The organism is Rhizobium sp. UGM030330-04 (assembly GCF_003208455.1).
Classification (GTDB): domain Bacteria; phylum Pseudomonadota; class Alphaproteobacteria; order Rhizobiales; family Rhizobiaceae; genus Agrobacterium; species Agrobacterium rhizogenes_A.
This window is the reverse complement of the sequence record NZ_QKML01000003.1, coordinates 46,281-72,064: the sequence shown is the minus strand read 5'-3', so window position 1 is coordinate 72,064 and position 25,784 is coordinate 46,281. Positions and strand designations below refer to the sequence as shown.

Sequence of the window (25,784 nt, the reverse complement as noted above, 5' to 3'; positions counted from 1 at the left end):
CGGGCCTTCTTTATTCCTGACTATTTCCGCACTTAGTGGCGGAAGTGGCGCATGCCGGTAAAGGCCATCGCGACATTATGCTCGTTCGCGGCGTCGATCACTTCCTGGTCACGCATGGAACCGCCCGGCTGGATGACAGCTGTAGCGCCTGCGGCAATCGCGGCGAGCAGGCCGTCAGCGAAGGGATAGAACGCCTCCGAAGCAACGGCAGAACCGCGTGTCAGCGGTTCGGCAAGACCGAGCGCCTTGGCAGCATCTTCCGCCTTCTGCGCGGCGATGCGGGCGGAATCCACGCGGCTCATCTGGCCGGCGCCAATGCCCGCCGTCTGTCCATCCTTGGCATAGATGACGGCGTTGGATTTCACATGCTTGGCAATCTTGAAGGCGAATTTCATGTCCTCAAGCTCCTGCGCCGTCGGCGCGCGCTTGGTGACGACCTTGAGATCGAGATCCTCGACCATGCCATTGTCGCGGCTCTGTACCAGCAGGCCGCCCGAAACGGTCTTCGCCGTAATCCCGGCTGCGCGCGGGTCCGGCAGGCCGCCGGCGGTCAAAAGGCGCAGATTCGGCTTGCGGGCGATAATGGACTTGGCTTCTTCGGTGACATCAGGCGCGATGATGACTTCGGTAAAGAGCTTGACGATCTCTTCCGCCGTTTCCGCATCAAGCGTACGGTTCAACGCAATGACGCCGCCAAATGCGGATACGGAATCGCATGCCAGCGCCCGCCGATAGGCTTCGGCAAGGGTCGGACCCGTCGCCACACCACAGGGATTGGCGTGCTTGATAATGGCAACGGCCGGAGCGTTTTCCGGCAGGAACTCCGCCACCAGCTCGTAAGCGGCATCCGTATCATTGATGTTGTTATAGGAAAGCTGCTTGCCCTGAAGCAGCGTCGCGGTTGCGACGCCGGGGCGCTTTTCACCGGTCAGGTAAAAACCGGCGCTCTGGTGCGGGTTCTCGCCATAACGCATCTTTTCCTTCAGCACGCCACCGATGGCGCGGTAATCCGGCGTCTCGATTGCAAGCGCCTCTGCGAACCAGTTGGAAATCACCGCATCATAGGCCGCGGTTCGAGCATAGGCCTTGGCAGCGAAACGCTGGCGCAGCGCGTAGGACGTCTGGCCGTCATCAGCCTGCAGGGCTTCAACCAGATCAGGATAGTCGGAGGGATCGGTAACCACCGTGACATAGGCATGGTTCTTGGCAGAAGCACGGATCATTGCCGGTCCGCCAATATCGATATTCTCAACCGTCGTCGGATAATCGCCGCCCTTGGCGCGAACTTCCTCGAAGGGATAAAGATTGATCACCGACAGATCGATCGCCTCAATGCCATGTGCCTTCATAGCCTCGACATGTTCGGCGTCATCCCGGATAGCGAGAAGCCCACCATGCACATTCGGATGCAGGGTCTTGACGCGGCCATCCATGATTTCGGGAAAATTGGTCACGTCGGAAACATCCGTCACCGGCAGTCCCGCATCGGCAATGGCCTTCGCCGTTCCGCCGGTCGAAAGCAGCCGGACACCAAGCTTGGAGAGAACCGTCGCCAGCTCGATAATGTCAGTCTTGTCGGACACGGAAAGAAGCGCCGTGCGGATTTTGACCTTATCGGGGGCGGGGATTTTTTTGGACACGACGGCCATCGGGCATACTCCGTTTAACGGGGAGGACAGGCTGGAATGGGATTGATCCAGCAATTGCCGCCGCGTTAACACAGCTTACCGAATTAATAAACAGCAGGGACATCGAACGGTGAAAACTATGGTGGTTTTTGTCCCGCTCCGTCGGAATTTTCCTAGGCCTTGCGCTCGATGATCCAGCGGATCTCCCGCGTATTGGCGAGATTGAAAGGCAGTTCGATCTGTTGCGACGGACGCATGCCCGAGGCATCCGCCATGAAAACATCCTCCGTAACGAAAACCTCCAGACCAGGCGCTGAAAACAGCCAGGTGGTTCCGTCCGCCGCTTCCATATAAACCGACTCTTCATCCCGCTGATGCAGTTGAATATGAGGATGGATATGAAAACGTGAAACCGCCGAGATCGACTGCAATTGCACCTTTGCTGCATTCTCGTCAGCGCGGAGCAGGTCACGGCCCTTGATCTTCGTGCCGGCGGCATTCAACTCGATTTCACGCTCGTGGTAACAGCCGAAGTTCTGCAGGTATCCATCATGTGACGCCCGCAGCACATCATTGCCGTTTTCATCCGTTCCGCGCTCGCTATCCACTTGGCTGACACCCGAAACCATGATCGGACCCAGAAGTCTGGAGCGCGATAATCTGCAGGAGGAGGTATCCGCAAGCGTAACGGTGGAATGGGCGGCCGTCGACCGGCTGGCCCGCTGATATTCCGGCGCGGCATTTCGTGGAAAACCGGAATTGACGATAAACCGGTTCTTGCCGCAGGACATTTCGAAGGACAGGCAACCCGAATGGGCATTGCGCGAAAGCTCGGCCGAACCGGGATACCCCGTGTCCACGATGATGACAGTCTCATCCGTCGCGAGCCGGTGGTAATTCACATCCGGCAAGATTTTCGAAGGCCGGCCGGCGGTTTCGTCATAACGCAGCACGGAGACAAGCTCATTGGCAAGCGTTGCCGTCGCGCCATTAAACAGTGCGAGATCGCCGCCCTGATGCCGGAAAAACCGGATTGCCGGAAACATCCGGTCTATTGCCGGCACCAGCCCCGAGGGTAGGTCGTGGCCAAGATTGATGTAGCTTTGCCGAAGCGGCAGAAGATCGAGCAGCAGATCCAGCATGACCCGCGGATTGCGGGAAACATGCCCGCCATCGGGTAGAATCTGGCGTTCCATTTCCTGAGCCAGCTTCATTCCATGCCGGGTAATACGTGACAGGCGTGTTGGCATGGCAATGGAGGCCATGGCAAGCGCGATCCTGATCCGCAGCCGGGCTTCGCCATCCGGTGCATGTTTCACGATCCTGTCGAGATACCGCACGTGAAAAGCGAGGCTTCTCAGGAACCGACGATAGAAGCCGGCGTCAGCCTCATATAAAACCACTGGGGAATGGGATAACCAGGCGATCAAACGCTGTGCCGCAATCTCCGGCGACCATCCGGTGCCCGTAACGCGTCTGCCGTTCAGGGCAATCCACTCGGCCACGATGCGGCGCGCCCGCTTGCATGCCTCGCTCGACCTGTCGGAACGGATATGCCGCAGCCAGCCGAAAGCGTGCAACCGTTCTTCAAAAACGAGGGAGGGGTAATCCACCTGGAATGGTGAAAGGCCACCGGTTTCGACAACACGACCGGCAAGCGCGATCCGGCCGCGCAACAATTCCTCGGCAAAATACGGATCAATCGCCCTGAGATCGGTCGGCGCCGCAACCAGACCATCGGGAACACGGTTGGCAAACCGTGAGACATGCAGACGCAAAGGTGTGAGGCCGACACACAGATGACGATATGCCATCCGTGAAAGAAGACCGGCCGCATTCATGCTGCCTGCAAAGGACCCAAACAAGCTGTGTTTCCCGCTTCACATAGTTTTGTTTTTATCAGTGAACCGTGATGACCGGAACGTTATCGATAATATCAATGATTCGCTAAAGCTTCGCTTTTTTCTACTTCTTACGCAAGACACTGCTAAAAAACCCATCGACGCCGCCAAACATATCCGGCGTTGTACGCAAATCTCCCTGCGGGCTGATCGCCACCTCCATTCCCGGCCAGTCCTCCTTGCGCACGGCAATGCGCTCGATATCGGGATTCTCCGCCAGAACCTCGGCAATCATCGCTTCGCCCTCCGAAGGGTCCAGCGAGCAATTGGAGAACACCACGACACCGCCAGACCTCACCAGCGTCAAGGCATGGCGCAGCATCTGGCCCTGAAGAGCCGCAAGCTTGGCAATGTCCGTTTCATCCTTGGTCCAGCAGACATCCGGATGTTTGCGCAGCGTACCCGTCGACGAGCATGGCGCATCCAGAAGAACGGCGTCGAAAAGCTGCTCCGGCTGGTACTTCAACATGTTGACCTCCACCGTTTCGGCGTGGAGACCAAGCCGGTCGAGATTTTCCCTGAGACGGCGCAGGCGATTTCCGGACTGATCCAGCGCCGTCACCTTTGCACCTGCAAGTGCGAGCTGGGCCGTCTTGCCGCCCGGTGCCGCGCAGAGATCGGCGACACGCTTGCCGGAAATATCCCCCAACAGCTTCACCGGCATGCTGGCCGCAAGATCCTGCACCCACCACGCGCCTTCGGCGAATCCGTCAAGCGAAGGGATCTGGCCTTCGAACTCACCCAGGCGAACGCTGCCATTCGGCATAAGTGTGCCACCCAGCTTTTCCGCCCAGAGACCAGGATCGGTTTTGACGGTGATATCGATGGAGGAAGGCGTCAACTGCGCCTCCGAAATGAGTTGTGCGACCACATCGCCGTAAGCCGAAACAAGCCGGGCGTAAAACCAGTCCGGCAACACGGGCACATCGGCAAGAGCCGTTTCGATCTCCGTTTTTTCCCGGCCCAGCCGCCGGAGGACCGCATTGACCAGCTTCACGAAACGCCGGTTGCGCGGATCCCGGTGCGCCTGTTCGACAGCCAGATCGACAGCGGAATGATCGGGAACATCAAGGTAGAGCATCTGCGCCGCGCCGACGACGAGAACATGATGCAATGATCGAGCGCCTTGCGGCAACGGACCATCCAGCAGCATCGCCAATGCCTTTTCGATGCGGGGAAGGTGGCGAAGTGCACTATTGACGATGGCCCTCACCAATGCCCGATCCGCAAGCGACAGCGCGCGATAGACCGGATTGCCGTTTTCATTGTCCAGCATGCCGTCCAGCGAGGTCTTCTTTTCCAGAACGGCAGCGAGAATGCGGGTCGCGGCAATGCGTGCGGCAAGGCCTGGCTTGTCCTGGAAAGACGAAGGGCCGTCTTCACGGCCCCTGCCTTGGGCCGGTCTCGATTTTTTAAACCGCGCCGGCTTATTCTGAATATCGGATGTCAAGACCACGGCCCCTTGCGCTCGTTTTCGTTGCCACGTCCCCAACCCGTATTGGGCACGGAGCCTGATTTGCGCAGAGGTCTATCACCCGACGGCGGCGGCGTCGATGCTCGCGGGGAAAACTCCTGTGCCATGGCATGCAATGCTGCAACCCGGTTTTCGGTGTTCGGGTGTGTGGAGAAGAGATTGTCCATCCGCTCGCCAGAGAGGGGATTGATGATGAACATATGCGCCGTTGCCGGGTTGCGCTCAGCATCGTCGTTATGAATCTGCTGCGCCATGCCGGAAATCTTCTGCAAGGCTGAGGCGAGCCAGAGCGGATTACCACAGATTTCAGCACCGCGCCGGTCAGCGGAATATTCCCGCGTGCGGCTGATCGCCATCTGCACCAGCATCGCCGCAAGCGGCGCCACGATCATAGCAACCAGTACACCGATGAAACCAAGCGGATTGTTGTTGTTTTCCCGGTTGCCGCCGAAGAAGAAGGCAAAATTGCCGAGCATGGAAATAGCACCCGCCAGCGTGGCGGTGATCGTCATGGTCAGGGTATCGCGGTTCTGCACATGCGCCAGTTCATGCGCCATGACGCCGGCCACTTCCTCCGGCGTCAAACGCTCCAGCAATCCTGTTGAAGCTGCCACAGCAGCATTCTGCGGGTTTCGCCCCGTCGCAAAAGCATTGGGTTGCGGGCTGTCATAAATATAGACCTTCGGCATCGGCAAGCCGGCATTGTGCGAGAGGTCCCGGATCATGTGAAAAAATTCGGGCGCGTTCGCCTCGTCGATCTCCCGTGCCCGATAGGCGGAGAGGACCATTTTATCCGAATTCCAATAGGAGAAGAGATTCATACCAGCGGCAATAAGCAGCGCAATCATCATGCCGCCCCGGCCGCCGATCAGAAAACCGACACCCATGAACAATGCGGTCATGAAGGCCAGAAGCATTGCCGTGCGCATCATGTTCATCCGTTGAAATCTCCCTGTCGCTCACCAGAATTGTTACGGGGTTTATAAAGCCCGTCAGATTATATAATCTGGTGAACGGCAAACATATTTCAATATCCCGTCATAGGGAGGATTTCTCATGCAGGACGCAGATAATGACAATGGCGCGGAAAAGCCGAGACGGCTGTCGCCGGCCGCAGAACGGGCCCTGAAAGAAGCGGAGGAGCGGCGCAGGCAACAGGCTGATCTTCAGCTGCCGCCGGAAACCGGCGGCCGCGGCGGTGCCGAACCCGTCCGTTTCGGCGACTACGAAATAAAGGGCCGGGCCATCGACTTTTGAGCCGCGCGAAATAAAAATACCCGCCAGAGGCGGGTATTTATCAATTAAAACAGATATTTAGCTATTTTTGCTCTAGCAGCCGGCAGACCGCTTCCAGCTGCTCCAGCGTACGGTAGCCGATACGGATTTGCCCCGATCCGCCCTTGTGGATGATCTTTACATCAAGCCCCAGAGCGTCCGACAGGCTACGCTCCAGCGCTATCGTGTCGGAATCCTTTTCAGCCGCCGGCCGCTTCTCGACAACGTCCTGAGACTTAATGTCGTTCTGTGCCAGACGTTCGGCATCACGCACCGACAATCCCTTGGAAACGATCGTACGCGCAAGGCTCGCCGGATCGGAAGTGGACACGAGCGCACGCGCATGACCGGCGGAAAGCGAACCATCCGCCAGCATATCCCGCACCGGATCGGGAAGCTTGAGGAGCCGAAGGCTGTTGGCGACATGGCTTCGGCTCTTGCCGATGATCTCACCGAGATCGTTCTGGGTATATCCGTGTTCGGCAATCAGCTGCTCATAACCCATCGCCTCTTCAAGCGGATTGAGGTCTGAACGCTGCACGTTCTCGACAATGGCCAGTTCCAGCGCGGTACGGTCATCCACATCGCGAACGATAACCGGCACGTCGGTAAAGCCAGCCAGCTGCGCGGCGCGCCAGCGCCTTTCACCTGCAATAATCTCGTATCGATTGACTCCAACCGTTCGCACTACCACAGGCTGAACAATCCCGTGCTGACGAATAGATGCGGCCAGATCCTGCAGCTCATTCTCATCGAAGTGCCGCCGGGGGTTTCTTTGACTGCGAGCGATGAATTCGATCGGGATGGTCCGATCAGCGTTAACGGCCCGCTGCGGTTCGCCCACCGGGACAGGCTGGTCCATTTCACCGATCAAGGCAGCAAGGCCGCGCCCCAATCGGCGCTTGGAAAGATCATCACTCATAAGACATTACTCCATACATTCCGGCAAACGTCAGGCGGCCTTGCGCAAACGCTCTCTCTGAATCACTTCCGATGCCAGCTGCAGATAGGCCTGACTGCCGGCACATTTCAGATCATAAAGAATTGCCGGTTTACCATAAGAGGGCGCTTCCGAAACACGAACATTGCGCGGAATGAGCGTGTGGTAAACTTTTTCTCCCAGGTGCGTCCGCACATCCGAAACGACCTGCTGCGCAAGATTATTGCGCGCATCAAACATTGTCAGAACAATACCCTGAATATCAAGTTGCGGATTAACCGAACCACGGATCTGGCTGACCGTATCCAGCAGCTGGCTAAGGCCCTCCAGTGCAAAAAACTCGCATTGTAGCGGCACCAGCACGGAATGCGCGGCTGTCATTGCATTCATGGTCAGAAGATTAAAGGAAGGAGGGCAGTCAACGAGAATATAGGAGTAACCTCTCGCCTCCTGCGTTTCCATAGCCGCGCGCAAGAGAAACACACGATTGGAAACATTCGCGACCTGCATTTCGAAGCCGAGCAAATCCATCGTGGAGGGTACGATATCAAGATTTGGAACGGCTGTTGGAACAGCAACTTCACTGATGCCATGATCGCCCACAAGAAGATCATAGGATGAAAGCTTCCGCTCCTTGCGATCAATTCCAAGCCCGGTACTGGCATTTCCCTGCGGATCAAGATCAATGATCAACACGCGTTCGCCGATAGCCGCCAGCGCCGTTGCCAGATTAATGGCAGTCGTCGTTTTACCGACCCCACCCTTCTGGTTTGCGACTGCGATAATCCGGTTTTTTTCAAAAGTCATGCCGCACCTGGCCAGCTTATCAGCGCCTCAGGGTGAGGTTGCTGATTTCAAGAACAACAGAATCTGCCTCAATGGCACTCTGATGTTTTACCAGATCGAACTGCCAGCGACCATGCGCTTTCTGCACTTCCGAATCATAATCCCGGCCTTTATTAAAATAAGCCTTGAGATTTGGATTATTCCGCGCCCACGGGTGAATGTATTCGAAGAGCAGATCCAGCTCCGCCAGTGCCCGCGCCGAAACAGCATCGCAGGTTGCAACGATTTCAGGCGCTTTTTCGATTCTCACGGGATGAACTGCACCTCTTGCGCCGGTTTCCTTCAGCGCAATCCGCAAAAACGCGGCTTTCTTATTGTTACTTTCGATCAAATCTACCCAGCCATCGCCAAGTTCCGCCAGAAAAATAGCGGTGACAACGCCAGGAAAGCCGCCACCGCTGCCCAGATCGATCCATTTTTTCGGATGGGGAAAAAGTTGAAATATCTGCGCGCTATCGGCAACGTGCCGGCTCCAAAGCTCGCCAAGAGTGGAAGGCGCGACCAGATTCGTGGTTTTGTTCCACTTCTTAAAAAGCTCGACAAAATGCTCGAGCCTTTCTTGTGTTTCACGTGAAACACTCTGGCCGTTTATCTTCATAATCCGACTCGCTATTGGTGCATGCGCAATTTTTCATTTCGCGCTGTGGAGTTTTTCCGCAGGAGCGCGAGCAGCAGCGATATCGCAGCAGGTGTCATACCGTCAACACGCGCTGCCTGCGCAATGTTCTCGGGTCGTGCCTTTTCCAACTTTTGTTTCAATTCATTGGAAAGACCCGACAGGCTCTGAAAATCGAAGTCCTCTGGAATCTTTCTGTCTTCGTCCCGCTTGATATCGACGATATCGGCACTTTGTCGCTGCATATAAACCGCGTAACTGGCTTCAATCTCCAGAACCTCCGCAACTTTACCGCGGAGAGACTCCAGCTCCGGCCAGTGCTGCGTCAGAACGTCCAGCGTTATATCGGGATAAGCGAGCAGTTCATAAACAGAACGGCGCTGGCCATCCTGATTGAGTTTTAATCCCTGTTTCGCCGCCTGGGACGGGCTGATGGAGATAGTCTTCATCAGCTCGCGACCTGATTCCAGGTCCGCAATAAATGCTTCAAAGCGCTTTTCCCGCTCGGCGCCGATAATGCCCGCCCTTTGACCAATCGGTGTCAGCCGCAGATCGGCATTATCTACCCGGAGGGAAAGCCGGTATTCCGCCCTGGATGTGAACATACGATAGGGTTCACTCACACCCTTGGACGTCAGATCATCGATCATGACACCGATATAGGATTCCGTGCGACTGAAATAGAGCGCGTCGGTATTGCTTGCATACAGAGAGGCATTCAGTCCGGCAACAAGACCCTGAGCGCCGGCTTCTTCATAACCAGTGGTGCCGTTGATCTGTCCGGCGAGGAAGAGCCCCGGAATTTTGCGGCATTCGAGCGATGGCTTGAGTTCACGCGGATCAACATAATCATATTCAATCGCATAGCCGGGCTGAAGAATGGCAACCTGTTCCAACCCCGGTATGGTACGGATAAATTGTTCCTGAACCGAAGCGGGCAGGGAGGTCGAGATACCATTCGGATAAATGGTGTGATCATCCAGGCCTTCCGGCTCCAGAAATATCTGATGACCGTCGCGCTCGCCAAAGCGGGTTATCTTGTCCTCGATCGACGGGCAATAACGCGGACCGACTCCTTCGATCTGTCCGGAATACATCGCCGACAAATGTATATTGTCCCTTATGATCTTGTGTCCGGCAGGCGTCGTGCGGGTTACACCACATTCAATCTGCGGATTGGCAATATGATCGGTCATGAAGGAAAAGGGCACGGGATCTTCATCCGCCGCCTGCCGGTCTACAGCGCTCCAGTCAATCGTTCGGCCATCAAGCCGTGCAGGTGTACCGGTTTTTAGCCGTCCCATGACCAGACCGAGCCGCGAAAGTGTATCAGACAGACCAACCGACGGTTTTTCACCCACACGGCCGGCAGGGATCTTTTCGGAACCGATATGAATAAGCCCACGCAGGAAAGTCCCGCTGGTGAGGACGACAGCTCCACAGGGAATCCGGCTACCGTTTTCCATTAAAACTGCGGCAACCCGATCATTGACCATCTCAATATCAAAGGCATCGCCTTCGATAATCGTCAGATTCTCGATTGCACCGATTTCCCGCTGCATAGCTTCACGGTAGAGCCGCCGGTCGGCCTGCGTCCGTGGCCCACGGACTGCCGGCCCCTTTTTGCGGTTAAGCATACGGAACTGAATGCCCGCCGCATCGGCGACCCTGCCCATCAGGCCGTCAAGAGCATCGATTTCCCGAACGAGATGCCCCTTGCCAAGACCGCCGATTGCCGGATTGCAGGACATCACTCCGATGGTTTCGCGCTTATGGGTAACAAGAGCGGTTTTTGCACCATGCCGTGCGGCAGCGGCAGCCGCTTCACTGCCCGCATGTCCACCGCCGATAACAATAACATCGAATGACTGGTGCATATTCCTGCGCCCTATCCCAAATCACCGGCATAGCCCAAGGGGCCGCCAATGTTTCACGTGAATCATTTTCCTATGCAGAATTCCGAGAAGATTACACCGAGCAAGTCTTCCACATCAACGCGCCCGGTAATGCGTCCGAGCGATGTCGCCGCAAGCCGCAAGTGCTCCGACCTTATCGCAAGGTCCATGGCTTCGGAATCGAGCGCATCACTAACATAGTTCAGCGTCTCTTCAAGTCGTTTTTTATGGCGGGCGCGGGCAGGAACCAATGTCAGCCCTCCGCCTATGCGGTTTTCGATCTCCTGTTTGATCAACCCACGCAACCCATCAAGCCCCTGTCCTTCTTTTGCCGAGATCGAAAGATCGAAGCCATTTTTAACCGATCCGGAAGCGAGCGCGGCCTTCGTTCTGATATAAAGGCGGCGTGAATGCTCAAAGGAGACGGAAGATTGTTTCGGAGACGAATCATTATCTTGAAGTAACAGGACGAGGTCAGCATTCTCGGCAGTCAGCCGTGCGCGCCTTACACCCTCCTGCTCCACCACGTCCTGTGTCTCACGAATACCGGCCGTATCAAATATCCGGACAAGATAGCCTTCGAGATTGATATCGACACTGAGCACGTCTCTCGTGGTTCCCGCTATATCGGTCACAATCGCGACGTCACGACCACTCAGGGCATTAAGCAGGGTTGATTTTCCTGCATTCGGCTCCCCAACCAGCGCCACCTTGAAACCGTCACGGATGATTTCGCTATTTCCACCATCATGAAGGTGAGCCGATATTTCCTGCCGCAATTGCGCCATCGTTTCCCAGACCTGAGAGGCAACCGAATCCGGGACATCATCCTCGTCGGCGAAGTCCAACTCGGCCTCGATCAGCGCCCGTGCCCGCGTTAAACGGCTTGCCCAGCCATCGTAGAGCGCCGACAATTTGCCCGTACTCTGCTCCACGGCCAACCGTCTCTGCATTTCCGTTTCCGCCTGCAGCAGATCTGCCAGCCCTTCGATTTCAAGAAGATCCATCTTGCCATTCTCGAAGGCCCGGCGGGAGAATTCACCGGCATCAGCAGGGCGGAACCCGTCCAGACTTTCAAGCTCGGCGAAAATCGACGCCAGAACCGCCCGGCTTCCGTGGCTGTGAATCTCCACGCAATCCTCACCGGTAAAAGAACTCGGCGATGGGAAAACCATGACCAGCGCCTGGTCGATAATCTCGTTGTTTCGATTCCGAATCGAATTCAATACGGCTCGGCGCGGCGGCGGCGCTTGCCGCCCCGTCAATGCCGTCAAAGCCACCAGAGCGCCAGGCCCACTGATTCTGATCACAGCAACGCCCGCCGGCAAGGCTCCGCTTGAAAGCGCATAAATGGTATCAGCGGAAGCTGACATCGCTCACCTCGGTTTAAAACAGTCAAGCCGCATCCGAATGAACGAATGCGGCTTCAAGGTCTTCAGACGAATCCGGCTAAAATCCGGATCAGGTATTCATGGATTCGAAGAAATCCGAATTGTTCTTGGTCTGCTTCAGCTTGTCGATCAGGAATTCGATAGCGTCCATCGTTCCCATCGGCGCAAGAATACGGCGAAGAACGAAAATCTTCTGCAGATCCTGGCGCGGCACCAGCAGGTCTTCCTTACGTGTACCGGACTTCAGAATATCCAGCGCCGGGAAGATGCGCTTGTCGGCAACCTTGCGATCGAGCACGATTTCCGAGTTGCCTGTGCCCTTGAACTCTTCGAAGATGACTTCGTCCATACGGCTGCCCGTATCGATCAGCGCAGTGGCGATGATCGTCAGCGAACCGCCTTCTTCGATGTTACGCGCGGCACCGAAGAAACGCTTCGGGCGTTGCAGGGCATTGGCATCCACACCACCGGTCAGAACCTTGCCGGAGGAGGGAACGACCGTGTTATAGGCGCGACCAAGGCGGGTGATGGAATCGAGCAGGATCACGACGTCGCGACCATGTTCGACCAGGCGCTTCGCCTTTTCGATGACCATTTCAGCGACCTGAACGTGGCGCACCGCCGGTTCGTCGAAGGTCGAGGACACAACCTCGCCCTTGACCGAACGCTGCATGTCGGTGACTTCTTCCGGGCGTTCGTCAATCAACAGAACGATCAGGTAACATTCAGGATGATTTGCCGTGATCGAGTGAGCGATATTCTGCAGCAGAACCGTTTTACCGGTACGCGGCGGCGCGACGATCAATCCGCGCTGGCCCTTTCCGAGCGGAGCAACGAGATCGATAACCCTCGAAGACAGATCCTTGGATGTCGGAACATCCAGTTCCATCTTGAAGCGCTCGTTCGGATAAAGCGGCGTCAGATTGTCGAAGTGAACCTTGTGGCGGATCTTTTCCGGATCGTCGAAATTGATCGTATTGACCTTGAGAAGCGCGAAATAACGCTCGCCTTCCTTGGGGCCGCGGATCGGTCCTTCAACGGTGTCGCCGGTCTTCAGCGAGAAGCGGCGGATCTGCGAGGGCGAGATATAGATATCATCCGGACCGGGCAGATAGTTTGCGTTAGCGGATCTCAGGAAGCCGAAACCGTCCTGCAGGACTTCAACGACGCCCTCGCCGATGATTTCGATGTCCTGGCTCGCGAGAACCTTGAGGATTGCGAACATGAGTTCCTGCTTGCGCATGGTGCTCGCATTTTCAACTTCCAGGGATTCGGCAAAAGTCAGCAAGTCGGTAGGCGATTTGCTCTTAAGTTCCTGAAGCTTCATTTCAGCCATGAAGAGAAGACCGTTTGATAATGTAATGTCGGGGGAGGGCGTGTTCGCGAATCAGATGCTGTGGGAGATACCGCAGATGACTGAATAATTCACATGCCACGAAGATGAGTGGTCCGAAAATAGCGATTGAACACGGCCGCTGCAAGAGGAAAGCACGAATTCCGCGAAATTTATCGTCGCACCGACTTAACCGAAGGGTTTCACAACCACAAGTATGACAATCAGGATCATCAGAACGGTCGGAACTTCGTTCATCAACCGCCAGTGACGGGCAGGTCTCGTATTTTCATCGCGTGCGAAGCGTTTGGCGCTTCGGGTGAAATAAACATGTGCCGCGGTCAGAAGCACCACCAGCCCGATCTTGGCATGCAGCCATCCGCCGGAAAAACCGTAAACCGACCATGCGAGATAAAGGCCCAATATCCAGGATATCATCATCGCGGGGTTCATGATGACCCTGATCAGCCGCTGCTCCATCACCTTGAAGGTTTCGGATTGCTGAGAACCGGCCGGCGCATCGGTGTGATAGATGAAAAGCCGCGGCAGATAAAAAATAGCGGCCATCCATGAAATCACAGCGATGATGTGAAGCGCCTTGATCCAGAGATAGAGATCGGCAGGGTCGGCATAAAACAGCAGCGCGACGAAGGCGGCAAAGACACCGAGTGCGATGCCGGCCCGCAAGGCCGCCCTGTTTCCGGAGCGGGCCGAAGTCTGTCTGTCGTCGCTCATATCCCGGCTCCACCGCTACGCACCCGCTGCACCAGACGGGCGACGTTTTCAGGATCGGCCTGCGGGGTAATACCATGGCCAAGATTGAAGATCAGCGGCCCCTGTCCGAGAGCCTGCAGCACCGCATCAATACCATCCTGCAGCGCTTTGCCGCCCGCCACCATGAGCATCGGGTCCAGATTGCCCTGCACCGGGCCTTCCTTCTGCAAATCACCGGCAAAGCTCAAGGGGACCGACCAGTCGAGCCCGATGGCGTCGGCACCCGTTTTGCGGCGATAATCCTTCAGGAGATAACCGGCCCCTTTTGCAAAAGCGATGATCTTTGCGGCAGGCCGGCGGGCGCGCACGGAAGCGATGATGCGGGCAACCGGCTTTATCGCAAAGGACTCGAATTCCTTCTCGCCCAACACACCGGCCCAGGAATCGAAGATTTGAACCGCATCCGCTCCGGCATCGATCTGCGCCACCAGATAATCAGCGGAAACATCCGCCAGGAAAGCCAGCAGCTTTTCCATCGCGGCCGGCTCCTGATAACCGAACAGTCGCGCCGGCGCCTGATCCGGCGTTCCATGGCCGGCGATCATATAGGTCGCAACCGTCCATGGCGCGCCACAAAAGCCGAGAAGCGTTGTTTCATCCGGCAATGTTCGGCGCAGACGGGAAACGGTTTCGAAAACGGGGGAAAGATGCGCCATGACATTTACGGCATCCAGCTTCTCGATACCACTCACATCGATCGGGTCCATTGCTGGACCTTTTCCTTCGCTGAATGACACGTTGCGATGAAGCGCATCGGGTATCACCAGAATATCGGAAAACAGGATGGCGGCGTCGAGCCCGAACCGGCGAATGGGCTGAAGGGTGACCTCCGTTGCCAGCTCGGGATTATAACAGAGATCAAGGAAACTTCCGGCACTCTTCCGGGTTTCCCTGTACTCGGGAAGATAACGGCCGGCCTGCCGCATAAGCCATATGGGCGGCGGTGTGACCGTCTCTCCGTTCAACACCGTCATTACCTTGCGTTCGCTCATGGCATCCAACTTCCAAAATAAAATCAAAGAGATTTAAAAGATTTTCTATTTCTTAGAGTCTGTGGGTAGCAAGGATTAAAATCATTCCAGTCGAAATGCCGCAGCGACAGGATTTGAAAACCGCCAGAGGATATTTGGGACCCAACTAAGGCGGGATAAACTGGAAAACCATAATTTATTAAATTATTTCATATGTTTAAGTAGAAAATCATAATGACTTTGTCTGTGGATGACGTGGGGACAAATTTGAACAAGTCTGGCTTCTCCCAATAATTCACAGCCCGCGCCGATGATGATTGAAGCCGCTTGCGGATTGTGGAAAAACACCACCTTATTCACGGCGCGGTTCGGCCCGCAGGACAATTCGGACGTTTGTCCCGGTTTATCAACAGCGGGAGAAAAACAGCGTGGAGAACAAAAAAAGCTTCTTCCATCTGCACCTGATTTCGGACTCAACGGGAGAGACTCTGATGTCGGCCGGCCGTGCCGTCTCCGCTCAGTTTCATGCCTCCATGCCCGTGGAACATGTTTATCCGATGATCAGGAACCAGAAGCAGCTGGCGCAGGTGGTGGATCTCATCGACAAGGAACCGGGCATCGTCCTCTATACCATCGTTGACCAGCAGCTGGCCGAGTTCCTGGATCTGCGCTGCCACGCGATCGGGGTGCCCTGCGTCAACGTTCTCGAACCGATCATCGGCATTTTCCAGACCTATCTCGGTGCGCCATCCAGAAGGCGGGTGGGCGCGCAGCACGCCTTGAATGCCGATTATTTCGCCCGGATCGAAGCGCTCAACTTCGCCATGGACCATGATGACGGGCAAATGCCGGAAACCTATGACGAGGCCGATATCGTCATCATCGGCATCAGCCGCACATCGAAAACCCCGACCAGCATCTATCTTGCCAACCGGGGCATAAAGACCGCCAATATACCGGTCGTCCCCAATGTGCCGCTGCCTGAGAGCCTCTATACCGCCACCCGGCCGCTGATCGTCGGTCTCGTTGCAACATCCGACCGCATATCGCAGGTGCGTGAAAACCGGGAACTGGGCGCGACGGGCGGATTTGACAGCGGCCGTTACACGGACCGGGCCACAATCATGGAGGAGCTGAAATATGCGCGCGCGCTTTGCGCCCGCAACAATTGGCCGCTGATCGATGTCACCCGTCGCTCCATTGAGGAAACGGCCGCCGCCATCCTTGCCCTTCGCCCGAGGACACGATAATCCGGATCGCATCATTCGGAGCAGACAGTCGATGAAACAAGAGTTGATCCTCGCCTCGTCCAGCGCATCCCGCCAGATGCTGATGCGCAATGCGGGGCTGACATTTTCGGCGATACCGGCGGATATCGATGAGCGTGCGCTTGATGAGCGGTTGGAGCGAAACGGCGCAAGCCCGGAAGAGGTCGCGCTGGAACTCGCAAGGGCGAAGGCTCTTGCCGTTGGTTCCCTGTATCCCGAAGCACTCGTCCTTGGTTGCGATCAGACAATGGCGCTCGGAGCCCGGGTCTATCACAAGCCGAAAACCATGGCGGAGGCTGAAGCCCATCTATTGTCATTGTCGGGCAAGGTTCATCGCCTGAACAGCGCGGCCGTTCTTGTCTTGAACGGCGAGGTTCTGTGGCAGACCGTTTCCAGCGCCGAGCTTGCTGTCAGGACCTTGAGCGCCGAATTTGTTTCGCGCCACTTGCAGCGTGTGGGTGACAGGGCCTTGACCAGCGTTGGTGCGTATCAGCTTGAAGGGGAGGGAATCCAGCTATTCACCTCGATAGAGGGGGATTATTTCACGATTCTCGGCCTGCCGCTTTTGCCACTTTTATCGAAACTGCGCGACATGGATGTCATTGATGGCTGATTCACGTGAAACATTAACCATAAATGCCTTCGTTGCCGGCTATCCGATAAAGCATTCTCGATCACCCATCATCCACTCCTATTGGCTGAAGAAATTCGGCATTGCCGGTTCCTACAAGGCCATCGAAATTTCTCCGGGCGATTTTCCGAATTTTATCGCGATGCTCAAAGAGGGCAAACCGGGTACGGCGGTGGGCGGCAATGTCACCATTCCCCACAAGGAAGCGGCTTACCGTTTGGCGGATAGTCCGGATGCCTTGGCGGAGGAGATTGGCGCTGCCAACACCATCTGGGTGGAGGAGGGCAGGGTCCATGCCACCAATACGGATGGTTATGGTTTCGTCGCCAATCTTGATGAGCGGCACCCCGGCTGGGACAGGACCAGCCGTGCAGTGGTTCTGGGGGCAGGCGGCGCGAGCCGTGCAATCGTTCAATCCCTGCGTGACCGGGGCATTGCCGAGATTCACATCCTGAACCGGACGGTTGAGCGGGCCCGGGAACTGGCCGATCGTTTTGGCCCGCGCGTCTTCTCCCATCCGCAGGCGGCACTTCACGAGGTCATGCGGGATGCCGGGCTTTTCGTGAATACAACTTCGCTCGGCATGGATGGGAGCGAAGCGCCACAGCTCGATTTTTCGCCGCTCGCCGCCAATGCGGTTGTGACCGATATCGTCTATGTGCCGCTGAAAACACCGATCCTGAAGATGGCGGAAGAGCAGGGCATGGCAACCGTAGATGGGCTTGGCATGCTGCTTCACCAGGCAAAGCCGGGTTTCAAGCGGTGGTTCGGCGAAATGCCTGACGTCGATGAAACGCTGCGTTCGCTCATCATCGAGGATATGGAGAAACATTGATGATCGTTATCGGTCTCACCGGCTCGATTGGAATGGGAAAGACGACGACGGCGAAGTTGTTTGCCGAAGAGGGTGTTCCGGTTCTCGATTCCGATGAGGTCGTGCACGGGCTCTATCGGGCGGAAGCCGTTCCCCTGATCGAATCTGCCTTTCCGGGCACCACCGTTTCCGGAACGGTCGACCGGCGGAAGCTCGCTGATGTGTTGCGGGAGAATCCGGCTAATTTCACCAGACTGGAAGCGATTGTCCATCCGCTGGTACGCAGAAGACAGGATGTTTTTCTGGCGGAAGCGGCGAAGGATGGCCGGCAATTCGCTCTCCTTGATATTCCCCTGCTGTTTGAAACGGCGGCGGAAAGCCGCGTTGATAAGGTCGTGGTGGTGAGCTGTGCGCCGGAGATCCAGCGCGAAAGGGTTCTGTCCCGTCCCGGCATGACGCGGGAGAAATTCGAAATGATCCTTGCCCGGCAGATGCCAGATGCCGAAAAACGCAGGCGTGCGGATTTCATCGTCGATTCCGGAAACGGTGTCGAAGCGGCACGGGATCAGGTAAGAGGAATATTGCAGAAACTGGCCGCCGAGTCGCGCCGTGGAGAGAAAAATGCGTGAGATCATTTTCGATACGGAAACCACGGGTCTTGAATCGAAACTGGATCGGGTGATCGAGATCGGCGGCATCGAGCTGATCAACCATTTCCCGACCGGCCGCACGCTGCATCTTTATATCAACCCGGAAGATCGCAGGGTTCATCCCGACGCGCTTGCCGTTCACGGCATTACCGATGAGTTTCTGAAAGACAAACCGAAGTTCGGTGAGGTCGTGGATCAGATTCGTGACTTCTTTGATGGCGCGCGTTGGGTGGCCCATAACGCCACGTTCGATATGGGCTTCATCAATGCGGAATTCGCCCGTCTTGGCATAGAACCCGTTGCGGCTGACCTGGTGACGGACACGCTTTCACTTGCCCGCCGCAAACATCCAATGGGGCCGAATTCGCTGGATGCGCTTTGCCGCCGTTATGGCATCGACAATTCCCACCGCACCAAACACGGCGCGCTTCTCGACTCCGAACTGCTGGCCGAAGTCTATATAGAAATGATCGGCGGGCGTCAGACGGCGCTCGGTTTCGGCTCCGCCGCCAAGCAGGAAACCATTGTCGTCGAGGAAGATGTGCCATTGGAGCCGCTGCAGCGGCCGAGGGCTTTACCCGCAAGGCTGGATGCGGAAACCGCCGCAGCCCATGGCAAACTCGTTCTCGGCATGGGCGACAAGGCGATCTGGAATCGCTACCAGAATTGACATGGGCTGAGACGCCCAAATGACCGGTAGGGTCAAAGAAAAACCCGGGCGAAGAACCCGGGTTTTGTTTTGTCAGGCACTCTGAAGAGTATCAGTTCGGTACGGCCTGAACCTTGGCCTTGGCCTGTTCCTCGGCAACGCGCTGCGCGAACATCTGCGCAAAATCGATCGGATCGATCATCAGCGGCGGGAAACCGCCATTGCGGGTAACGTCGGCGATGATCTGGCGGGCGAAGGGGAACAGCAGGCGTGGGCACTCGATGAACAGGACCGGCAGCATATGCTCCTGCGGGAAACCGGCGATGCGGAACACACCGCCATAAACCAGTTCGGCCGCAAACAGGACCTTGTCGCCATCCTTGGCTTCTGCATTCAGCGTCAGGACAACGTCGAAATCCGAACCGGAGATCGGGTTTGCGTTGACGTTGACATTGATGTTGATCGACGGCGCATTGTCACGGGCCTGAAGCGAGCGAGGAGCACCCGGATTTTCGAAGGAAAGATCCTTGATGTACTGGGCAAGAATGTTGAGGGAAGGACTAACTGCGCCCTGTGCGCCATTTTCAGCGGTCATTACGTTTCCTCGCGGCGTGAATTCGTGGAAGGCGGTCTATCATTTCGACCGGAGCCTTACAACCCTTCGTGATGGCGCCTTCGCCCCGGCGTTCGCGGGTGCTCAGGGTTTGGGCAGGTCGCGGTCGTCCGGCTTGCGCGACCAGGGAGATTCTGCGGAACCTTCGCGATGAAATTCCTCTTCGTCCAGATCCACCACCTTGGAATCGCCTGCCCGTCCCGGACCGTTGTCGAACCCGGAATAATTACCGGGCCGGGGACCGGATTGCCGGAAAGAGCCGGCTACGACGACACGCGGCCCAAAGGCTTTCCAGAAAAAGCGTCGGATTGCTGGCGACAGAAGCAGAAGTCCGAGGATATCGGTGATGAAACCGGGGATGAAAAGCAGGATTCCGGCAACCACCCGCATGGCGCCATTGACCAGCTCATCCGCCGGCTGGGCGCCGGTGCGGCCGGCATCCTGAAGATTTCTCACCATGCCGATGCCGCCAAGACGCAGGATGAGCAGGCCGAGAAACGACGTGAACAGGACGAGCGCCAAAGTCAGCCACAGACCGATCGCTTTGCCGACGATGATGAAGCCGGCAATTTCGAGGATGGGCATCATCAGGATGACGATGGGGAGAAAGGAAAAACGCATCTTCTAGCCTTGCGTGTGCATCTCTGGCAGATTGCCGGTTCCCGGGACACCGATGATTGAATCTGCACATTTGAATGATGATAAGATGCAGACTATATGATGGTGTGGTTTTCGAATTTAAATGGCGGTTTTGGTAAAAGATGGGCTTTAGCGACTTTATCACATTGTTTTTTCTCGTTGCAGCGGTGCTGATCTTTCTTCAGCTGCGCAGCGTTCTCGGCCGCCGCACGGGCAACGAGAAGCCGCCATTCGATCCCTATAGCCCCCGCGATGTCGCAAAAGGCCCCGTCACGGATGATAACAAGGTTGTGACCCTGCCGAGGCGCAGCGAAACGGAAGATGATGAAAACCGCTTTGCCGAGGCAGATGCCCTGGCTCCGGCGGATAGCGCCCTGAACGCGTCGCTGCGTGATGTAATGACCAGGGATCCGTCTTTCAGGCCGAAGGAATTCCTGAACGGGGCGCGTATGGCCTATGAGATGATCGTCATGGGTTTTGCCGATGGCGACCGCAAGACGCTCAGGAACCTTCTGTCGAGGGAGGTCTTTGACGGCTTCGAGGCGGCGATTTCCGAACGTGAAGGTCGCGGCGAAGTCGTGAAGTCGACTTTTGTTGGCATCGAAAAAGCCGACATTACCCAGGCCGGCATTCGCGATTCCGAAATACAGATCACGCTCAGAATTGTCAGCCAGCTGATTTCGGCGACCTATGACAAGGATGGCAAGCTGGTCGACGGTGATCCGGATGCTGTTGCGGAAGTTGACGACATCTGGACCTTCTCGCGTGATATCCGTTCGCGCGATCCGAACTGGAAGCTGATTGCTACCGAATCCGAGCAATGAATACGCCCTTTTCGATCGATGAGGTGTCTTTCCGCGACCTGCCCGGGTGGCGACAAGACGATCCGGGCAAGCTTTTTCCGGCGATGGGTACGATCCTGTCGCATCTTCGGAATTCAAAACCCTATCGGACCGGCGCTCTCGGGGTCACCGCTGCGGAACTGGTTTCCCTGCTGGAAGCGGCTGAGAGAAATAAAGCCGATAGTCCCGAACAGGCCCGCCATTTCTTCGAGACCAATTGCGTTCCGTTTAGGATTTCTCCCGCCCAGGGAAAAAGCGGTTTTGTAACGGCCTTCTATGAGCCGGAACTGGAAGTATCGTCAAAGCCGGATGACATCTGGCGTTATCCGATTTACCGCAGGCCGGCGGAACTGGTGGATATTGGCGACGATAATCGTCCCGCTGGCTTCGATCCCACCTATGCTTTCGGCAAATCGGACGGCAACGGCATTTCCTATTTTCCTGACCGCCGGGCGATCGATGAGGGATATCTGGAGGGCAGGGGTCTGGAGATTGCCTGGGCAAAATCGAAGGTCGACCTGTTTTTCGTTCACGTCCAGGGTGCTGCCCGCCTTGTGTTTCCGGACGGTGCGGTAAAACGCATCACCTATGCGGCCAAGGCCGGTCATCCGTTTTCGCCGATCGGCCGGCTGCTTCTCGACCGAGGGGAACTTGATCCGAAAACGATCTCGATGCAGACGATCCGCAAGTGGCTCGCTGAACATCCGGATGAGGTGGACGCGGTGTTGTGGCATAACCGCTCCTTCATTTTTTTCCGGGAGGCGGATGTTACCGGTCAGGAGATGGGGCCGATTGCTGCCGCCAAGGTGCCACTGGTTGCCGGTCGCGCGCTTGCGGTCGACAGGCTGATCCATACTTTTGGCCTTCCTTTCTTCATCCATGCGCCGTCGCTCACCCATCTGGATGACGGAAAACCCTTTGCCCGGCTGATGCTGGCGCTCGATACGGGCTCGGCCATCGTCGGGCCGGCGCGGGGCGATATTTTCACCGGTTCCGGTTTCGAAGCGGGAGAGCTTGCCGGTACGGTGCGCAATGAGGCTGATTTTTATATACTGCTGCCGCGCGTTGCTGCGGAAAGGTATCGGCGATGAAAGGCAGTCGCAAGCTTGGCAAGGAAGAACGCATTCTGTGGGGCAAGGTCGCAAGAACCGCGCGGCCGATTTCCGGCAGGCTGGAGGATTTGCTGGCTTTCGACGAGATAGAGGAAACCGCGGCCGAACCCGTTGTCCCGCAAACCGGCCAAAGCGCCTTTCCGCGCATGCTTGTGGAGGCGGCGGGAGCGCCGGCCGCGACACCGGACAAGAAGCCGAAAATCCATCAGCCGCTCGAAAAGCCGGTCAAGCGCAAGCTCACCCGTGGCCGGCTGCCGCTGGAAGGGCGGATCGACCTGCACGGCATGTTCCAGAGCGAGGCCCATGCGGTGCTGCTCGATTTTCTGTTGCGTGCACATGAACGGGGCCTCAGGCACGTGCTGGTCATCACCGGCAAGGGGCGCTCGATTGGCAGCGACGGAGCGTTGAAGAGGGCCGTGCCCATGTGGTTCTCAAAACCGGAATATCGCCATCTGATCTCGTCCTATGAGGATGCATCGGCCAATCATGGTGGCGACGGCGCGCTTTATGTGCGGCTTTCGCGTAGGCGGGGTGAAAAATCATGACGCCCTTTGCGGAAGCCGTACGGCAGCTTCGCGAACGCAAGGGCGTAACCCAGAAGGAAATGGCCGCTGCCATTGGCGTGTCGCCTGCCTATCTATCGGCATTGGAACATGGCAGGCGCGGCAAGCCGAGCTTCGATCTTTTGCAGCGCATCGCCGGATATTTTAATATCATCTGGGACGAGGCGGAGGAATTGTTCTTTCTGGCCGGTTCGTCCGACCCGAAAGTGGTGATCGATACGATCGGCCTGCCGCCGCAATATACGGCTTTCGCCAATCGTCTGGCGCGGGATATTCGCAAGCTGTCGCCGAGTATGATAGAGGAACTGTCAGCGGTGCTGCAAAAAAGCCGTTCTTGCGATTGAAACCCCCTCTATCCCCTGCTTTATGCAGCATCCTGAAGCATGCGGCCTTTGGGATTGGGTGTAGAATTTCTATAGTCGCATGTCGGATTTGAGTGATTCGCTGGCTTCAGGCCTTCTCACTGAAAACCTGGCCAGGAAACTTTGGAAAGAGTACTTATGACCGAAACATCGTCAAGCGGAGTCGGCGCGAACACCGAATATGGAGCCGATTCTATCAAGGTCCTCAAGGGTCTTGATGCCGTGCGCAAGCGGCCCGGCATGTATATCGGTGATACCGATGACGGTTCCGGCCTGCACCACATGGTCTACGAAGTGGTCGACAACGCCATCGACGAGGCGCTTGCCGGTCATGCCGATCTGGTGACGGTGACGCTGAACGCCGACGGGTCGGTGACGGTCACGGATAACGGGCGCGGCATTCCGACCGATATCCACTCTTCCGAAGGCGTTTCCGCCGCCGAAGTCATCATGACGCAGCTGCATGCGGGCGGAAAGTTCGACCAGAATTCCTACAAGGTGTCCGGCGGTCTGCATGGCGTGGGCGTCTCGGTGGTCAATGCGCTCTCGGTCTGGCTGAAGCTCCGGATCCGCCGTAACGGCAAGCTGCATGAGATCGGCTTCACCCATGGTGTCGCCGACGCGCCGCTTTCCGTCATTGGCGAATATGAAGGCCGCTCGGGCACGGAAGTCACCTTCCTCGCGAGCCCCGAAACCTTCACCATGACGGACTATGATTACGCCACGCTCGAGCACCGCCTGCGCGAACTGGCATTTCTGAATTCCGGCGTTCGCATCCTGCTCACCGACAAGCGTCATTCGGACGTAAAACAGGAAGAGCTGCTTTATGATGGCGGCCTGGAAGCTTTCGTCCGTTATCTCGATCGCTCCAAGAAGCCGCTGGTGGACAAGCCCGTTGCCATCAGGGGCGAGAAGGACGGTATCACCGTCGAGGTCGCGCTCTGGTGGAACGACAGCTACCACGAGAACGTGCTTTGCTTTACCAACAACATTCCCCAGCGCGACGGCGGCACGCATATGGCCGGTTTCCGCGCGGCGCTCACCCGCCAGGTGACTTCCTATGCCGAAACATCCGGTATTCTGAAAAAGGAAAAGGTCAGCCTGCAGGGTGAGGATTGCCGTGAAGGCCTGACGGCCATTCTTTCCGTCAAGGTTCCCGATCCCAAGTTTTCCTCGCAGACGAAGGACAAGCTCGTTTCGTCCGAAGTTCGCCCGGTCGTGGAAAGCCTTGTCAACGAAGCCCTGTCCACCTGGCTGGAAGAACATCCTTCCGATGCGAAAATCCTCGTCGGCAAGGTTGTGGAAGCGGCTGTCGCCCGCGAGGCTGCCCGCAAGGCACGCGAACTGACGCGCCGCAAGGGCGCTCTCGATATCGCTTCGCTTCCCGGCAAACTTGCCGACTGCTCCGAGCGTGATCCGGCGAAATCCGAGCTTTTCCTCGTCGAGGGCGATTCTGCCGGCGGTTCCGCCAAGCAGGGCCGCTCGCGCGAAACCCAGGCGATCCTGCCGCTGCGTGGCAAGATCCTGAACGTCGAGCGCGCCCGTTTCGACAAAATGCTGTCCAGCCAGGAAATCGGCACGCTCATCACGGCGCTCGGCACGTCCATCGGCAAGGATGAATTCAACGCCGACAAGCTGCGTTACCACAAGATCATCATCATGACGGATGCTGACGTCGACGGCGCCCACATCCGTACCCTGCTGTTGACCTTCTTCTTCCGCCAGATGCCGGAGCTGATCGAGCGTGGCCATCTCTATATCGCCCAGCCGCCACTCTATAAGGTCACGCGCGGAAAATCCGTGCAGTATCTGAAGGACGAAAAGGCACTGGAAGAGTATCTTATCTCCATGGGTATCGAGGAGGCGTCGCTGACCCTCGGCTCCGGGGAGGTCCGGGTCGGTGCCGATCTGCGCGAGGCCATTCTGGATGCGGTGCGCATGCGCTCGCTGATCGACGGACTGCATTCGCGTTATAATCGCTCGATTGTCGAACAGGCGGCCATTGCCGGCGCGCTGAACCCCGAGCTTTCGGCCGATGCCGCCCGCGCTGAGGAAACCGTGACCGAAGTGGCGCGGCGACTGGACATGATCGCGGAGGAAACCGAGCGTGGTTGGTCCGGCACGGTGCTGGAAGACGGTGGTCTGCGCTTCGAGCGCATGGTCCGCGGCGTCAAGGAAGTCTCGACGCTGGATATGGGCCTGCTCGGTTCGGCCGATGCCCGCCATATCGACCAGCTCGCTGTCCGCTCGCGTGATATCTACGCCACGCCGCCCGTGCTGCAGCGCAAGGACGGCAGCATGGAGCTGGCCGGACCGCGGGCGCTTCTGGATGCGATTTTCGCCGCCGGCCGCAAGGGTCTCTCCATGCAGCGCTACAAGGGCCTTGGCGAGATGAATGCCGAACAGCTGTGGGAAACCACGCTTGATGCCAATGTCCGCTCTCTGCTGCAGGTGCGGGTGAGTGATGCGACCGACGCCGATGGCCTGTTTGCCCGCCTGATGGGCGACGAAGTGGAACCGCGCCGCGACTTCATTCAGGAAAATGCCCTCAGCGTCGCTAACCTCGACATTTAATCCTGTGGAGCGTCTCGCGTAAC

General features: G+C 57.1%; 25 protein-coding genes. 11 read left to right on the top strand and 14 right to left on the bottom strand.

The window, feature by feature from the left end:
- Nucleotides 1-32: 32 nt before the first annotated feature.
- The 4 genes from purH to htpX all read right to left on the bottom strand — a co-directional run bounded on the left by purH (nt 33) and on the right by htpX (nt 5,941).
- Nucleotides 33-1,649 carry a bifunctional phosphoribosylaminoimidazolecarboxamide formyltransferase/IMP cyclohydrolase gene (purH, locus tag N434_RS05525; protein ID WP_110756560.1) on the bottom strand — a complete coding sequence of 539 codons (1,617 nt, stop codon included), beginning with the start codon at nt 1,647-1,649 and terminating at the stop codon, nt 33-35.
- 152 nt (nt 1,650-1,801) lie between these two features.
- Nucleotides 1,802-3,469 (bottom strand): heparinase II/III family protein, encoded by a 1,668-nt coding sequence (locus N434_RS05520; protein WP_174033201.1) that lies wholly within the window; start codon nt 3,467-3,469, stop codon nt 1,802-1,804.
- Nucleotides 3,470-3,593: 124 nt separating this feature from the next.
- Nucleotides 3,594-4,979: an RsmB/NOP family class I SAM-dependent RNA methyltransferase gene (locus N434_RS05515; RefSeq protein WP_110756838.1), complete on the bottom strand. Its 1,386-nt coding sequence runs from the start codon at nt 4,977-4,979 to the stop codon at nt 3,594-3,596.
- The gene (gene htpX, locus N434_RS05510; protein ID WP_065114424.1) at nt 4,976-5,941 is read right to left on the bottom strand and encodes a zinc metalloprotease HtpX; all 966 of its coding nucleotides are present in this window, start codon (nt 5,939-5,941) and stop codon (nt 4,976-4,978) included. The genes N434_RS05515 and htpX overlap by 4 nt, the downstream gene beginning before the upstream one ends.
- 118 nt (nt 5,942-6,059) lie before the next feature.
- On the opposite strand from htpX, the gene N434_RS05505 reads away from it, so the two are divergent.
- A complete protein-coding gene (locus N434_RS05505) occupies nt 6,060-6,260 on the top strand; it encodes a DUF1674 domain-containing protein (protein WP_110756558.1) in 201 nt (66 codons plus the stop codon).
- 61 nt (nt 6,261-6,321) lie between these two features.
- Here N434_RS05505 and N434_RS05500 read toward each other — a convergent pair whose 3' ends face one another.
- From N434_RS05500 to hemE, 8 genes are all read right to left on the bottom strand, one after another.
- On the bottom strand, nt 6,322-7,200 hold the full coding sequence (locus N434_RS05500) for a ParB/RepB/Spo0J family partition protein (RefSeq protein WP_065114426.1): 879 nt from the start codon (nt 7,198-7,200) through the stop codon (nt 6,322-6,324).
- Between the two features lie 30 nt (nt 7,201-7,230).
- Nucleotides 7,231-8,025 carry a ParA family protein gene (locus N434_RS05495; protein WP_110756556.1) on the bottom strand — a complete coding sequence of 265 codons (795 nt, stop codon included), beginning with the start codon at nt 8,023-8,025 and terminating at the stop codon, nt 7,231-7,233.
- Nucleotides 8,026-8,044: 19 nt separating this feature from the next.
- The gene (rsmG, locus tag N434_RS05490; protein ID WP_110756554.1) at nt 8,045-8,662 is read right to left on the bottom strand and encodes a 16S rRNA (guanine(527)-N(7))-methyltransferase RsmG; all 618 of its coding nucleotides are present in this window, start codon (nt 8,660-8,662) and stop codon (nt 8,045-8,047) included.
- An 11-nt stretch (nt 8,663-8,673) separates the two neighbouring features.
- Nucleotides 8,674-10,557, bottom strand: a complete 1,884-nt coding sequence (gene mnmG / locus N434_RS05485; protein WP_110756552.1) for a tRNA uridine-5-carboxymethylaminomethyl(34) synthesis enzyme MnmG — start codon at nt 10,555-10,557, stop codon at nt 8,674-8,676.
- Nucleotides 10,558-10,619: 62 nt separating this feature from the next.
- Nucleotides 10,620-11,948: a tRNA uridine-5-carboxymethylaminomethyl(34) synthesis GTPase MnmE gene (gene mnmE / locus N434_RS05480; RefSeq protein WP_110756551.1), complete on the bottom strand. Its 1,329-nt coding sequence runs from the start codon at nt 11,946-11,948 to the stop codon at nt 10,620-10,622.
- An 88-nt stretch (nt 11,949-12,036) separates the two neighbouring features.
- A complete protein-coding gene (gene rho, locus N434_RS05475; protein WP_004444236.1) occupies nt 12,037-13,302 on the bottom strand; it encodes a transcription termination factor Rho in 1,266 nt (421 codons plus the stop codon).
- 186 nt (nt 13,303-13,488) lie between these two features.
- Complete coding sequence (gene hemJ, locus N434_RS05470) at nt 13,489-14,034, bottom strand: protoporphyrinogen oxidase HemJ (RefSeq protein WP_181423886.1); 546 nt, start codon at nt 14,032-14,034, stop codon at nt 13,489-13,491.
- Nucleotides 14,031-15,065, bottom strand: coding sequence for a uroporphyrinogen decarboxylase (gene hemE / locus N434_RS05465; RefSeq protein ID WP_110756548.1), 1,035 nt, complete (start codon nt 15,063-15,065; stop codon nt 14,031-14,033). Before hemE ends, hemJ begins: the two co-directional genes overlap by 4 nt.
- A 407-nt stretch (nt 15,066-15,472) precedes the next feature.
- Here hemE and N434_RS05455 point away from each other — a divergent pair, with 407 nt between their 5' ends.
- Genes N434_RS05455 through dnaQ form a run of 5 tightly spaced genes read left to right on the top strand, consistent with a single transcriptional unit; the run spans nt 15,473 to nt 19,077 of the window.
- Complete coding sequence (locus N434_RS05455) at nt 15,473-16,294, top strand: pyruvate, water dikinase regulatory protein (protein ID WP_065114432.1); 822 nt, start codon at nt 15,473-15,475, stop codon at nt 16,292-16,294.
- A 31-nt stretch (nt 16,295-16,325) separates the two neighbouring features.
- Nucleotides 16,326-16,925, top strand: coding sequence for a Maf-like protein (locus tag N434_RS05450; RefSeq protein WP_110756546.1), 600 nt, complete (start codon nt 16,326-16,328; stop codon nt 16,923-16,925).
- A complete protein-coding gene (locus N434_RS05445) occupies nt 16,918-17,778 on the top strand; it encodes a shikimate dehydrogenase (protein ID WP_110756545.1) in 861 nt (286 codons plus the stop codon). The genes N434_RS05450 and N434_RS05445 overlap by 8 nt, the downstream gene beginning before the upstream one ends.
- Complete coding sequence (gene coaE, locus N434_RS05440; protein ID WP_065114435.1) at nt 17,778-18,386, top strand: dephospho-CoA kinase; 609 nt, start codon at nt 17,778-17,780, stop codon at nt 18,384-18,386. The genes N434_RS05445 and coaE overlap by 1 nt, the downstream gene beginning before the upstream one ends.
- Nucleotides 18,379-19,077: a DNA polymerase III subunit epsilon gene (dnaQ, locus tag N434_RS05435; RefSeq protein WP_110756836.1), complete on the top strand. Its 699-nt coding sequence runs from the start codon at nt 18,379-18,381 to the stop codon at nt 19,075-19,077. The genes coaE and dnaQ overlap by 8 nt, the downstream gene beginning before the upstream one ends.
- Before the next feature lie 91 nt (nt 19,078-19,168).
- Here the strand turns inward: dnaQ and secB are convergent, their stop codons facing one another.
- Nucleotides 19,169-19,651, bottom strand: a complete 483-nt coding sequence (gene secB / locus N434_RS05430) for a protein-export chaperone SecB (RefSeq protein ID WP_003521154.1) — start codon at nt 19,649-19,651, stop codon at nt 19,169-19,171.
- A 102-nt stretch (nt 19,652-19,753) separates the two neighbouring features.
- Complete coding sequence (locus tag N434_RS05425) at nt 19,754-20,290, bottom strand: FxsA family protein (protein ID WP_110756543.1); 537 nt, start codon at nt 20,288-20,290, stop codon at nt 19,754-19,756.
- Between the two features lie 140 nt (nt 20,291-20,430).
- Here N434_RS05425 and N434_RS05420 point away from each other — a divergent pair, with 140 nt between their 5' ends.
- The 5 genes from N434_RS05420 to gyrB all read left to right on the top strand — a co-directional run bounded on the left by N434_RS05420 (nt 20,431) and on the right by gyrB (nt 25,761).
- Nucleotides 20,431-21,132, top strand: a complete 702-nt coding sequence (locus N434_RS05420; protein ID WP_065114438.1) for a Tim44/TimA family putative adaptor protein — start codon at nt 20,431-20,433, stop codon at nt 21,130-21,132.
- Entirely contained in the window at nt 21,129-22,241 is a 1,113-nt protein-coding gene (mltA, locus tag N434_RS05415) for a murein transglycosylase A (protein WP_110756541.1), read from the top strand. Before N434_RS05420 ends, mltA begins: the two co-directional genes overlap by 4 nt.
- The gene (locus N434_RS05410; protein ID WP_110756539.1) at nt 22,238-22,807 is read left to right on the top strand and encodes a Smr/MutS family protein; all 570 of its coding nucleotides are present in this window, start codon (nt 22,238-22,240) and stop codon (nt 22,805-22,807) included. The genes mltA and N434_RS05410 overlap by 4 nt, the downstream gene beginning before the upstream one ends.
- The gene (locus N434_RS05405) at nt 22,804-23,169 is read left to right on the top strand and encodes a helix-turn-helix domain-containing protein (RefSeq protein ID WP_065114441.1); all 366 of its coding nucleotides are present in this window, start codon (nt 22,804-22,806) and stop codon (nt 23,167-23,169) included. Before N434_RS05410 ends, N434_RS05405 begins: the two co-directional genes overlap by 4 nt.
- Nucleotides 23,170-23,325: 156 nt before the next feature.
- Nucleotides 23,326-25,761, top strand: a complete 2,436-nt coding sequence (gene gyrB, locus N434_RS05400; RefSeq protein ID WP_065114442.1) for a DNA topoisomerase (ATP-hydrolyzing) subunit B — start codon at nt 23,326-23,328, stop codon at nt 25,759-25,761.
- The last annotated feature ends 23 nt before the right edge of the window (nt 25,762-25,784 follow it).